Annotated in this window: 1 protein-coding gene; it reads left to right on the forward strand. The window is 50.2% G+C overall.

The features are described from left to right. Window positions 1–6 precede the first annotated feature (6 nt). Window positions 7–14,940 (forward strand): amino acid adenylation domain-containing protein, encoded by a 14,934-nt coding sequence (locus ABDB98_RS08815; RefSeq protein ID WP_438421973.1) that lies wholly within the window; start codon window positions 7–9, stop codon window positions 14,938–14,940.

The following is a 14,940-nucleotide window of genomic DNA, read 5'->3' on the forward strand; positions in this document are numbered from 1 at the left end:
AGCTCTATGAAAAGTGATATGAAGGCAAGCGGGTTACTCAAGCCATCTGTCAGCTATGGAAAATCATTGCGGCTTTCAGCGGATCAGCCGATGACGATTCCTGAAGTCCTGCATAAAACCGCCGCGGCAGCGAATGATCAAAAGGGCATCACATATATACAGCCTGACGGCACCGAAGTGTATCAGACTTACAGCGGTTTGAAAAAGATCGCTCTTTCGATTGTGAAAGGACTCCGCCAATCAGGCGTGAAAGCCCATGATGAAGTCATTTTACAGCTCAGTGACAATTCTCAGCTGATTCCTGCTTTTTGGGGCTGTGTTTTTTTAGGAGCGATCCCGGTTCCGCTTGCGGCCGCTCCGGCTTATACAGAAATGAACAGCGGGACGCAAAAACTGAAAGACGCTTGGACGCTTTTGAATCAGCCGTATGTCATCACAAGCCGTGAAGTGCTGACGGAGATGACTGAATGGGCGAAGGATCAGGAGCTTTCCGGGTTCTGCGCTTTGGCGGCAGAAGATCTTTCGGCGCATGAAATGGATACAGACTGCCATTATCCCCGTCCGGAAGATCTGGCGATGCTGCTGTTGACCTCGGGAAGCACGGGCACGCCGAAAGCCGTGATGCTCAGTCATGAAAACATCGTCTGCATGGTCAAAGGAAATATTCAGATGCAAGGCTATACAAGTGAGGATGTCACGTTTAACTGGATGCCTTTTGACCATGTCGGCGGCATCGGAATGCTTCATCTGCGTGATGTTTATCTCGGGTGTGAAGAAATCAACATACCGAGTGAATCCATTTTGATGGACCCTTTAAAATGGCTCGATATGATTGATCATTACCGTGCTTCGGTCACGTGGGCGCCCAATTTTGCCTTCGGACTCCTCGCCGATTTCGCAGAAGAGATTCAAACGCGGAAATGGGACTTATCCTCCATGCGTTATATGCTGAACGGAGGGGAGGCTGCGGTTGCGAAAGTCGGACGCAGAATTATGGAGCTTTTAGAGCCGCACGGTCTGCCGGCTAATGCCATCCGTCCCGCATGGGGAATGTCCGAAACGTCTTCAGGGGTTATTTTCTCAGATGAATTCACGCTGGAAAACACGAGTGATGACGACCGCTTCGTGGAGATCGGTCTGCCGATTCCGGGGTTTAATATGAGAATTGCGGATGACCGCAATCAGGTGGTGGAAGAAGGAGAAATCGGCCGCTTCCAAGTGTCGGGTCTGACTGTGACAAGCGGATATTATGAGCGGCCGGATTTAAATGAGAGTGTCTTTACAGAAGACGGCTGGTTTGAAACGGGAGATCTCGGATTTCTGCGGGAAGGCCGTCTGACGATAACGGGCCGCACGAAAGATGCCATCATTATCAACGGTGTGAATTATTACAGCCACGCCATTGAATCAGCCGTTGAGGAATTACCGGAAATCGAAACGTCATATACAGCGGCATGCGCCGTCCGGCCGAATCAAAGCACGACAGATGAGCTGGCGATTTTCTTTGTGACATCCGTTCCGTTGGATGAGAGCCGCCGGACGAAGCTGCTTCATCACATTCACCAGCATGTGACACAGCGAATCGGCGTCACCCCTGACTATCTGCTTCCGGTTGCGAAAGAAGACATTCCTAAGACGGCGATCGGAAAAATTCAGCGCACCCAGCTGAAACATTCATTCGAACAAGGGCAATTTGCTTCATTACATAATAACGGGCAAGAAGACGGCACTTCGGAATCAGCTTCTATAGAGAAAGAAATTGAACGGGATTTTATCCGCTTTCTGAAAGAGGAACTTTCCATCGCGGATGAACTTGTTGATTCAAATACACCGCTTCAAAGTCTTGGCGTCAATTCGATTAAGATGATGAAACTCGCCAGATCAATCGAAAAAACGTATCATATCCGGCTGACGGCAAGAGAGCTGCACAAAAACCCGACGATTGGCGCTTTAGCCGCTTATACTGCTGAAAAATCGGCAAGCATGTCCGCTGACCATCACCCGGCAAAAGCCGAACCGCCGGCAGAACGGGAGAGCAAGCAAACGGCGCCAGCGCTTTCAGAAGTTCAAAAAGGGCTGTGGACATTGCAGAAAATGTCGCCTGAATCGGCTGCATACCATGTCCCGCTCTGTTTCCGATTCACATCAGAAATCGACAAAGAGAAACTGAAACAGGCGTTTCAGCTTGTTTTAAAACAGCATCCGATACTCAAAAGCGCCGTAAAGGAAACAGACGGCGGGTTTTATTTCATAGAAGCGGCAGATCCTTTTGTATTTTCGGAAGAAGATATTTCTGACGTAAATGAATCACAAATACCCGCTCTGATACGAAAAAAAGTGAAAGAGCCGTTTGTCAAAGAAGGCGGGCCTTTGCTGCGTGTGCAGCTGCTTTCAAAATCCGTCTCGGAACATTATCTTTTGACGGTCATTCACCATATCGTGTTTGACGGCATTTCATCCATTACATTTATTCACAGTCTGCTGGATCACTATCAGGCGCTGCTGCAGGGAGAAGAATTTACAGCTGGTGCTTCCGTACATTCCGATTACGCGGTTTGGGAAAAGCGGTACTTGGCAAGTGAAGAAAGCAAGGAAGACCGCGCTTACTGGATGGAACAGCTCGGAGGCGACCTGCCCGATCTTCAGCTTCCGCCGATGCGCACGGACAGCAGTGCTCCGGCGTTTACAGAAGATACGCTGACACGCCGTCTTCCTGAACGGCTGCTGAAAAATGTCACGGCATTTGCCGCATCGCGTTCGATTCATTTGTCCACCGTCATGCTGAGCTGCTACATGGTGCTTTTAAGCAAGTATACGGATAAGGAAGATATTGTGACAGGCATGCCTGCAATGGTCAGACCGGAAGAACGCTTTGACGGGGTGATCGGCCATTTCCTCAACATGCTTCCCATACGGAGCAGAGCCGGGCGGAAAGAAACATTTGCTGACTTTGTTCAAAAGGTGCAGGATGCGGTTTTAGACGGACTGGATCACTCATTTTATCCGTTTCCGAAAATGGTGCGTGATGTTCATGCGACACCTCGGCAGAACGGTTCGCCTATTTTCACTAATGCTTTTTTCTATCAAAATTTTCTGCAGCATTCAAGCTACCAAGCGATGCTTGATGAATATAAGGAATTCTCCTGTGAGTTTGTAAAAGGCATTCATCAGGAAGGGGAATATGATCTTGTATTTGAAATGTGGGAAGAAGCATCAGGCATGGATCTTACGATTAAATACAGCACTGAATTATTTGATGAAGCAGGGGCAGTCAGACTTTTTAACCAATTTGTACAGGCTGCAGAATCTTTGACGGCAAACGCGGATATGCCGCTTGAGAATGTTTCTCTCATGACAAAAAGAGAGGAGCAAAAGATTTTTAAGACTTGGAATGAGACAAGCCGTGAGTATCCGGATGCCTGCTTCCATGAATTATTCGAACGTCAGGCGGCAGAAACGCCTGATGCCTGTGCGGTTGTATATGAACAGCAAAAACTGACGTACCGTGAACTTGATGAAAAAAGCACGAAACTGGCGCTCTATTTGCAGGCGCACGGCGCGGGGCCTGATGATCTCATCGGCATTTATACAGATCGTTCATTGCATATGGCTGTCGGCCTTCTCGGCATTTTAAAAGCCGGGGGAGCGTATGTGCCGCTTGATCCTTCTTACCCCGCTGACAGATTGGAATATATGATTGCTGACAGCAGGATCTCAATGTGCCTGACGACAGCTGATTTAGAGCACTCTTTGAACTGGGGAGGCGTGCAGACAGCAGCCATTGACCGCGATTGGTCTGATATTGAAGAGACTGCGGGGGAAAGAATGACGCTGAAACGGCTGGTGACGCCTGAAGACCTGGCGTATGTCATTTACACATCGGGCAGCACGGGCAAACCGAAAGGCGTCATGATTCCGCATCGGGCGCTGACCAATTTCTTGATCTCGATGGCGCATGAACCGGGGCTTTCGCCCGAAGATAAACTGCTTGCCGTCACGACATATTGCTTTGATATCGCGGCATTGGAGCTGTACCTTCCCTTAATCACAGGTGCGGAATGCCATATCTGTAAGACAGAAGTCACAAAAGATGCACGAAAGCTGAAAGAACTGATTAAGGAGTACAAACCGACGATCATGCAGGCGACGCCGTTTACGTGGAAAATGCTCTTTCATTCCGGATGGACAAATGAAGAAAAAGTGAAAATCCTTTGCGGCGGTGAGGCGCTTAGCGAGCAATTGAAGCAGCAGTTTCTCGATACGAAAAGTGAGGCTTGGAATATGTTCGGGCCGACAGAGACGACAATCTGGTCCGCGGTGCAGCGTATAACGGAAAATGAGAGCGCGCTTACGATCGGGCGCCCGATCGCCAATACCCGTGTGTATATGATGGATTCCAACCTCAACCCTGTTTTAGAAGGGGTGCCGGGAGAGCTTTGTATTGCGGGAGACGGATTGGCAAGAGGGTATTTCAACAAGCCTGAGCTGACGGACAAAGCCTTCGTCAGCCACCGGCTGGAACAGGGATCAAAGCTTTATAAAACAGGCGATATGGCGCGGTTTCTTCCCGGCGGCCGCATTGAATACATGGGGCGGATGGACAGCCAAGTCAAAATCCGCGGCTACCGGATTGAACCCGGAGATATTGAGAGTCGGCTGAATGCCCATCCGGCCGTACAGGAAAGCGTCGTTGTTGTAAACAATCACTCCGGAAATGGAAAGCTTTGCGCATTTTATATCCTGAAAAACGGAGAGCCGCTTCCGTCTTCAAAGGAATTGCGCAGGCATTTGAAACAAGCGCTGCCGGCCTATATGGCGCCAGCTTCCTTTATCCGTCTTGAAGAGCTGCCGCTTACGCCGAACGGAAAAGTTGACCGCAAGCTTCTTGCAGGGCGCGATCTGACAGAGAAAAAGCCTGAAACAAAAACATACTCTTCATCTCATATTCAGCAGGCGGTGCTTGCGATTTGGCAGGACGTATTAAAAAGCAGTGACATAGCGCTTGATGACCGCTTTTTTGATGCGGGAGGGGATTCGCTCCTTGCTGTGACTGTCACTGACCGGATGACGCGGGAACTGGATTGTGATTTCAGTGTGACGGAGCTGTTTGAATACGCGACGGTAAAAGACATCAGCCGGTATATCGCTGAACAAAAACCGCCAGAAGACGTTTTTGCATCTGTATCAGAAAAGAAAGTGAATGCAGAAAACCGCAAAAACCTGACGGAGGAATTTCCCGATTATTATGAAGAAAGCGTCGCGGTTATCGGTATATCCTGTGAGTTTCCGGGAGCGAAAGACCATTATGAGTTTTGGAATAACATCAAAGAAGGCAAAGAAAGCATCACCTTCTTTTCAAAAGAGGAGCTCCGCCGTTTCGGTGTTTCCGAAGAGCTGGCTGATCATCCCGGCTTTGTTCCGGCTAAAGCAGTTTTAGAAGGAAAAGAAATGTTTGATCCGAGTTTCTTCGGCTTTTCACCGAAAGATGCGGAATATATGGATCCTCAGCTGAGAATGCTTTTGCTCCATTCATGGAAGGCGATTGAGGATGCGGGATATGTCTCAACAGACATTCCGGAAACAAGCGTGTATATGTCTGCAAGCGCCAACTCTTACCGCAGCCTGCTGCCGGAGGAGACGACAGCACAGCTGGAAACGCCGGATGGCTATGTGTCATGGGTGCTTGCCCAAAGCGGGACGATTCCGACGATGATTTCTCATAAACTCGGATTGAAAGGGCCGAGCTATTTTGTCCATGCCAACTGCTCATCTTCTTTAATCGGCCTGCATTCAGCTTTTCAAAGCCTGCAGTCCGGCGAAGCCATGTACGCCCTTGTCGGCGGTGCGACCCTTCATACGGAATCAAGTGCCGGGTATGTTCATCAGCCTGGGCTGAATTTTTCAAGCGACGGGCATATTAAAGCGTTTGACGCGGCTGCTGACGGAATGATCGGCGGTGAAGGGGCCGGTGCTGTGCTTTTGAAAAAAGCGTCCGATGCCGTCAGGGACGGCGACCATATTTATGCGCTGCTGCGCGGAATCGGCGTCAATAACGACGGAGCGGATAAGGTCGGATTTTACGCGCCGAGCGTCAAAGGACAGGCTGAGGTCATTCAGAAGGTCATTGATCAGACGGGCATCCATCCTGAAACGATCGCGTACGTCGAAGCGCACGGCACGGGAACAAAACTCGGCGACCCGATTGAACTGTCCGCGCTTCAATCTGTGTACGGCCGGTACACAGATAAAAAACAATACTGCGGCATCGGTTCAGTCAAAACAAACCTTGGGCATTTAGATACAGCCGCCGGAATGGCCGGCTGCATCAAGGTTGTCATGAGCTTATATCATCAGGAAATCGCGCCGAGCATCAATTACAAAGAGCCGAATCCTCATCTTCATTTAAAAGACTCTCCGTTTTACGTTGCGGAAGGGAAAAAAGAGTTAACCCGCGAGAACACAGCGCACCGCATGGCTTTAAGCTCTTTCGGGCTTGGCGGAACAAATACACATGCGATTTTTGAAGAATATCCCGAGGTGTCTGAAGCAGCAGAATGGACAGGTCCGTACATTATTCCGTTGTCTGCCAGAAAACAAGACCGTCTGAAGGAGTACGCAAAACGGCTGCTGGCTTTTCTCGATGCAAAAACGGACGCCGATCTTGCGGATATTTCCTACACTTACCAAGTCGGAAGGGAAGCGATGGAGGAGCGTGCGGTCTTTATCACAAGCGGCGCTGCGGAGCTGAAGCGGCAGCTTGCCGATTTTATCAATGATAAGCCGGCTGTAACAGGCTGCTTCAGGGGAGAAAAACAGCAGGCAAAAGACATCGCCTGGCTTTCTGATGATGATGACAGCGCTGAACTCATTGAGAAATGGCTTGCGAAAGGAAAAGGTTCGAAGCTATGTGAAATGTGGAGTAAAGGTGTCGCCGTCAATTGGCACAAGCTTTACAAAGACAAGTATCCGAAGCGGATCAGTGTGCCGGTCTACCCGTTTGCAAAGGAACCGTACTGGCCGAAAAAATCTGAAACGAAAACATCTGCCGCACATACCGGAATCTCAGTTTTACACCCGCTCGTGCAGCAAAATACGTCAGACTTGGCCGTTCAGCGGTTCAGCTCACGGTTTACAGGCTCTGAATTTTTCCTGAAGGATCATGTGGTCAGGGAAAAAGCGGTGCTACCGGGAGCGGCATATTTGGAAATGTCTTATGAAGCGGTAAAACGGGCGCTTGGCGGCTTATTAAAGGATCAAGACAGAATAACGCTCCATCATACGGTCTGGATGAAACCGATCGTCGTTCACGAACAAGAGCGCCAAGTCCATATTGCGCTGTTTCTTGAAGAAGACGGCATCATCTCGTATGACATTTACAGCGTAAACGCTGACGATGAAGAAGTGCTGCACAGCCAAGGACGGGCTGAAATCATAAAGGCAGACCGAGAGCCTGAGGCAGACCTTTCTGCCATCCAAAGCAGGTGCACAGCGGATATTCTTGATCCGGCGGCCTTTTACCGGGAAGGCAGGAGCAGGGGAATGTTCCACGGAAAAGCCTTCCAAGGCATTAAGTCCGCCTTTATCGGTGAAAGAGAAGTGCTTTCTGCCATACAGCTTCCGGATTCTGTTTCTCATACGAACGGACAATTTACGCTTCATCCGAGCATCATTGATTCGGCTATTCAGACGGCGACGATCTGCATTATGCAGGAGTTTTCCGGACAAAAGCTGATTCTGCCGTTTGCGCTGGAATACCTTGAAGTCATCAAAGCATGCACGCCGACTATGCGGGCGCATGCACGCTTAAGCGAAGGATATCAAGGCGGTGATTCCGTGCAAAAAGCCGACATTGACCTGTACGACGAAACAGGAGCGCTTTGCGTGAAGGTGAGAGGCTTCTCTACGAGAGTGCTTGAAGGCGATGCAGAATCGGCTCAGCCATCCGGCTCGGAAAAGGTCTTGTTTGCACCGGTGTGGAAAGAAGCTGCGGCATCCGAGAAAGCTTCTGTCCATGCTGATGAGCATTTGATCATTCTTTGTGAAGATGCAGTCCATCTAAAAGAAGAAGCGGCATCCGGCCTGAAAGACGCTGAACTGCTGATTGCGGAAGGTGAGGGCGGAACAGCCGCTGAACGCTTCCAAACCTATGCGCAGATGATCGCTGAACACATCCGGCGGATCATAAGCGAAAAAAGGCAGGGCCGTATTCTGATTCAGACCGTTATTTCAGCAGACGGCAGCCAGCAATTGTTTGCGGGGTTAACCGGTTTGCTAAAAACAGCCGAGCTGGAATACGGAAAACTTGACTGTCAGCTCATCGAAATGGAATCAATTGGCGAAATGCCGGCTGTCGCTCAAAAACTGAAAAACGACAGTCATCGGCCGCATGATAAACACATCCGTTATAAAGGAGAGAAACGGTATGTGAAGGCCTGGGAAGAAATGCATCCTGCAGGTGGCGGACCCGTCTGGAAGGACGAAGGCGTATATCTGATTACCGGAGGCGCGGGAAGCCTGGGCTTGATGTTTGCAAAAGAAATCACTGATCGCGTAAAACACCCGAAGATCATTCTGGCCGGCCGCTCAAATGTGACGGAAGCTAAACAGCGTGAGCTCGACATGCTTCGGCATGCGGGCGCAAATGTTGTGTACAAAAAGCTGAATGCGGCAGACCGGCAGGAAAATGAGGCGCTGATAAAAGAGATTACGGCGGAATTCGGGGAGCTTAACGGAATTATTCACGCTGCGGGCGTGATACAAGACCGCTTCCTGCTGCAAAAAACGAAGGAAGAATTCCGGGAAGTGCTGGATCCGAAAGTGATCGGCACCGCTTATTTAGATGAAGCCAGCAAAGACTGCAGCCTTGACTTTTTCGTATTGTTCTCCAGTGTTTCCGGCGTTCTCGGCAATGTCGGGCAGGCTGATTATGCCGCCGGCAACGCGTTTATGGATGCGTACGCCGCTTACAGGCAGTCCCTTACGGAGAATGGCCTGCGGCACGGAAAAACGATCGCCTTCAACTGGACGCTGTGGAAAGATGGCGGCATGCAGGCGGGAGACGAGACGGAGAGAATGATGAAAAAAGCTTTCGGCATGGTTCCGCTTCAAAAGGCTGCCGGCTTGGCTGCATTCTATGAAGGCCTGGCTCAGGAAAAGCCGCAAATTTTAGCAGCTGAAGGCTACAAGGCAAAATTAAAACAGACGTTCCTATCCATTTCTGAAGCTGACAAGAAGCAGGAGAAGACGACAGAGCCTGTATCAGCCGTTACATCAGGCAAATGGCACGATTCACTTATCCGAATGGTCAGTTCGATTTTAAAAGTCAGCCAAGACGAGATTGATATCGATACGGAGCTGAGTGAATACGGCTTTGATTCTGTATCATTTACCGTTTTTACGAATCAATTAAATGAGGCGTATCAGCTGGAGCTGGCGCCGACGATCTTCTTCGAGCACGGTACGATCCGCAGTTTAGCGGAATATTTGACAGATGAGGCTGCCGGGCTTCCTTCTCAGCCGGAAGAAAAACAAGATGAAGAGGAAGCTCTTCCGATGCTTCATACCGCTTTGACAGACATGGTAAGCGGAATTTTAAAAGTCGGACGTGAGGATATTGAGATTGAAACGGAATTGAGTGAATACGGTTTTGATTCCGTAACGTTCACCGTCTTTACAAATCAATTAAATGAAGCGTATCAGCTGGAGCTGGCGCCGACGATTTTCTTTGAGCACGGGACGATCAGCGATCTGGCCGGATATTTGGCAAAAGAGCATCCGGGCCGTTTCGGCGAAAAGAAGAAAGAGACGCCGAAAAAAGAGCAGCCAAAAGTCCATCAGCCGAAAACGCAGAGAAGAAAGCGTTTCGCGACGGTAATGCACGCTGCGGCAGAGACAAAAGAACCGCGCCGCTTTGATCCGGTTGCGATTGTCGGAATCAGCGGCAGATTCCCTGGCGCAAAAGATATAGAGGAATTTTGGCGCAATCTGAAAGAAGGAAAAGATTCTATCACAACGATTCCGAAAGACCGCTGGGATTGGGAAGTGTTTGATGGCGACCCGAATCTTGAAGGGAATAAAACGAATATCAAGTGGGGCGGCTTTATCGACGGAATAGCTGAATTTGATCCGCTGTTCTTTGGAATTTCACCGCGGGAAGCCCAATATTTAGATCCGCAGCAGCGGCTGTTATTGACTTATGCGTGGCGGGCGATAGAAGATGCGGGCTGTAAGCCGGAGAGCCTTTCCGGCACAAATACTGGCGTCTTCATCGGAACCGGAAATACCGGTTATAAAGATTTGTTCACAAGAGCAGGTCTTGCGCCGGAAGGACATGCGGCGACAGGCAGCATGATTCCTTCCATAGGTCCGAACCGTCTGAGTTATCTGTTAAATCTTCACGGGCCGAGCGAGCCGATTGAAACAGCATGCTCAAGCTCGCTTGTGGCGATCCATCGGGCGGTATCCGCCATAGAAAACGGAGAATGCGACATGGCGATTGCCGGAGGGATCAACACGATTTTGACTGAAGAAGCGCATATCAGCTACAGCAAAGCAGGCATGCTCAGCAAAGACGGAAAATGCAAAACCTTCTCCAAAGACGCCAATGGGTATGTCAGAGGAGAAGGCGCGGGCATTCTGATGCTGAAGAAATTGACAGATGCCGAACGGGACGGAAATCCGATTTACGGCGTAATTCGCGGGACGGCTGAAAACCACGGCGGCCGGGCGAATACGTTAACCTCGCCGAATCCGAAACTGCAGGCTGACTTATTGGTGAAAGCATACCGGAAAGCGGGAGTGGACCCGAGCACCGTCACTTATATTGAAGCGCACGGTACAGGAACGGAATTGGGTGATCCGATTGAAATAAACGGTTTGAAAGCGGCGTTTCACGAGCTGGCGAAAACAAATCAAGAGCCTGAAGTCTCCGGTCATCGCTGCGGCATCGGTTCGGTCAAAAGCAATATCGGCCATTTAGAGCTTGCCGCGGGAGTATCAGGCGTCATGAAAGTGCTTTTGCAGATGAAGCACAAAACGCTGGTGAAAAGCCTTCATTGCGAGACGATCAATCCTTACATTCAGCTGGATGACAGTCCTTTCTACATCGTGCGGGAAAATCAGGAGTGGACTGCTGCGGAAGATAGAAACGGAAATGCGATTCCGCGCCGGGCCGGGGTCAGCTCATTTGGCATCGGCGGGGTCAACGCTCACATTGTCATTGAAGAGTATGTCCCGAAAGAAACCGCTCAGCCTGAGCACGGTCCGGAAAGCCCGGCGATCATCCTTCTGTCCGCCAAATCAAAAGAAAAACTGTTTGAACAGGCGCAGCAGCTGCAAAAAGCGATCCGCCAAACGCCGTACACAGATCAAGACTTGGCGGCTGTCGCTTATACGCTGCAAACCGGAAGAGACGAAATGGAAGAGCGCCTTGCCATTCTTGCAGCGACGATGGCGGAATTGGAAACAAAGCTGGAAGCATTTACGGAAAATGAGAAAAACATCGCCGGACTGTATACCGGCCAGTCTCACCGCAACAAAGATACGTTCGCTCTGTTTACGGCGGATGAAGATATGGACATCGTCATTGATGCCTGGGTCAGAAAAGGAAAATTCGCCAAGCTGGCCGAGGTATGGGTGAAAGGCGGCGTGTTGAATTGGAACCGGCTGTATGAAAAAGGCACACCGCGTTTACTCAGTCTGCCGTCTTATCCGTTCGCAACAGACACGTATTGGGTGCCTGAGAATCGTGACAAAAATAATAAGGTCCATATAGAAGAACGGATCAAACGTATTCTGACGAAACAATGGGAGCTGAGCCCGCTCGAACTGCGTGAACCGTGTGCACGTCCCGTTGCGATTTTGACAGGCGGGGACATGATCAATCTCGCAGAAGAGGTCGCAGCGCATATCCCGAATCACCGTATCATCACCGCATCAGGCTTTAGCGGTGAATATGACTGGCAGGCGTTTGACGGAGTCATCGACCTCCTCGGCGCAGCGAAAGAAGATTCTGAAGACATGGCCGCTATCCAATGGCTTCAGCAATTGATTGAGCATGGACATAAAGAAGGGATGACACTGCTTTGTGTCACAAAAGACCTTGAGTCAATAGAAAAAGAGGCCAATCAAATAACGGGAGCAAAACGGGCCGGTCTGTACAGAATGCTGGCGTACGAATACAGCCATCTGTCATCAAGGCATCTCGATCTTGAAGGAGCGCTTTCGGACGACATATTGGCGAAGCAAATTGCCGATGAGTTTCATGCCCGTGCTGATGATGCGGAAGTTTGCCGAAGAGGCGGCGTGCGTTACCGTGCCGTATTGAGAGCCTCAGAAAACATAGAGATGAAAGGCGGGAGAATTGATTTTCCGCACAGCCATGCGCTGCTGATTACCGGGGGCACGAGGGGGATCGGTCTTTTATGCGCACGCCATTTTGCCGAACATTACGGAGTGAAAAAACTGGTGCTTACCGGCCGTGAGACCCTTCCGCCGCGAAATGAGTGGACGGGCGGCCTGAATGAGGTGCCGGATTCTGTAAAAGCGAAAATTGAAGCTGTTCTCGACTTGGAATCCAAAGGTGTACAAGTGAAGGTATTGTCCGTCCCATTAGCGGATGAAGCCGGACTGAGACAAGAACTGGATCAGATCAAACAGACGCTCGGACCAATCGGCGGGGTTATCCACTGCGCGGGTGTGACTGATAAAGAGACGCTCGCATTCATCAGAAAAACCGATGAGGATATACAGCGTGTGCTTGAGCCGAAAGTAGACGGGCTACGGGCGCTATACAGTGTGCTCAGCGAAGAGCCGCTGAAGTTTTTCGTCCTGTTTTCTTCCGTGTCAGCTGCGATACCGGCGCTTTCAGCAGGACAGGCCGACTATGCCATGGCTAATGCGTATATGGACTATTTTGCAAACTCATACAAAGAGCAGCTGCCGATCGTAAGCATTCAGTGGCCGAACTGGAAAGAAACCGGAATGGGAGAAGTAACGAACAAAGCTTATAAAGAGAGCGGGTTATACAGCATCACGAATGCAGAAGGATTACAGCTTCTTGACGGCATACTTCTTGCATCAGCAAGGGGCCCGGTGCTGCCGGCCGTTTTGAATCCTAAGCTGTGGAAACCGGAGCAGTTCATGCGGCAAAGCAGCCAGGATAAGCCGATAAGTCCGGCTGCGGTAAAACCGAAAAAAACAGCTGATTCGGCCGCGGACAACGAACAATTAACAAAGAAAACAGAAGAGTGGCTGACGGGATTATTTTCTGAAGAGCTGCGGATTGACCAGGATCAGCTTGAGACAGACGTATTATTCCAAGATTACGGAGTGGACTCCATTATCCTTGCCCAGCTTTTGCAGCGGATCAATCGGAATCTCTCAGCATCGCTTGACCCGTCCATTCTGTATGAATATCCGACGATTCAATCTTTCGCAAATTGGCTTCTCGATGGATATACAGAAGTGTTGTCAGATCTATTTGATATGGCGGCGGGGCCTGTTATGAAGGCACCGGCTGAGCCGGTCATTGAAACACAAGCTGTTAAGGCGGAAGAAGAGCCGGCCGGAAAACAGATTCACGGGGAAGATATCGCAGTCGTCGGCATGTCCTGCCGGTTTCCGGGGGCGGCTTCCTTAGAAGCGTACTGGTCGCTTTTGGCTGAAGGCCGTTCGGCCGTCCGTCCTGTCCCGGATGAGCGTTGGGGTTTGAAGACGCCTTACTACGCAGGAATGCTTGATGGAATTCATCAATTTGACCCGGATTTCTTTCTGCTGGCTGAAGAGGATGTGAAGGCAATGGACCCTCAAGCTTTGGCCGCTCTGGAAGAATGCCTTAACCTGTGGTATCACGCCGGCTATACGCCGGATGAGATAAAGGGAGAGGCAATTGGTGTGTATCTCGGCGGACGGAGCCGGCACAGACCGGGTGAAGAGAAACTGCTGGACGCGAAAAATCCGATCGTCGCGCTGGGCCAGAACTATTTGGCCGCAAACCTCTCTCAATACTTTGATATGCGCGGCCCGAGTGTTGTCCTCGATACGGCTTGCTCTTCTGCTTTAGTCGGAATGAATATGGCCGTTCACGCCCTTGCAACAGGAGAAATAAAAGCGGCCGTTGTCGGCGGTGTAAGCCTGTTTGAATCTGAAGAAACCCATAAATTGTTTGAACAGCGCGGCATTTTAAGTAAAGCGCAGTCGTTCCATGTATTTGACGAACGCGCCGATGGAGTCGTACTGGGCGAGGGTGTCGGAATGGTTCTTTTAAAAACCGTGTCTCAGGCCGTTAAAGACGGAGATTCCATTTATGCCGTGGTGAAGGCGGCTTCTGTCAATAATGACGGAAGAACGGCGGGCCCGGCTACGCCGAGCCTTGAAGCGCAAAAGGCCGTCATGAAGACAGCTCTTGAAAAAAGCGGAAAACGGCCGGAAGACATCACTCATATTGAAGCGAACGGTTCAGGTACGGTCGTCACTGATCTGTTAGAACTGAAGGCCATTCAATCCGTCTACCGCACAACAGATGGCGGACCGCTCGGAATCGGATCTGTGAAACCGAACATCGGGCACCCGCTTTGTGCGGAAGGAATTGCAAGTTTCATAAAAGTTGTGCTCATGCTGAAAGAAAAGAGCTTTATCCCGTTTTTATCAGGTGAGCATGAACTTACACATTTCGACAGAGAAAAGGCCAATATCCAGTTCAGCCGCACTCTGACAGACTGGCCGTCATCGATACCGGCGGCAGGAATAAACTGCTTTGCCGACGGCGGAACAAACGCCCATGTCATTGTGGAAGCGTGGCAGGAAGATGAAGGACGACGAATCAAGCGCCATCCTTTAACACCGCCTGCACTAAATAAGCGGCTGATTTCGCAGGGCAAAGAAGAAACGAACGAAAAAGCTGCGGCAAACATCTGGGATACCTATGAAGTGGAGGTTTAA

It is taken from the genome of Bacillus siamensis (assembly GCF_051628075.1).
In the GTDB taxonomy this organism is placed as follows: Bacteria; Bacillota; Bacilli; order Bacillales; family Bacillaceae; genus Bacillus; species Bacillus siamensis.

Bases quoted from the DNA above. Each gene is read 5' to 3' on its own strand.
- ABDB98_RS08815 (WP_438421973.1), top strand. From the start codon at position 7: ATGAAAAGTGATATGAAGGCAAGCGGGTTACTCAAGCCATCTGTCAGC.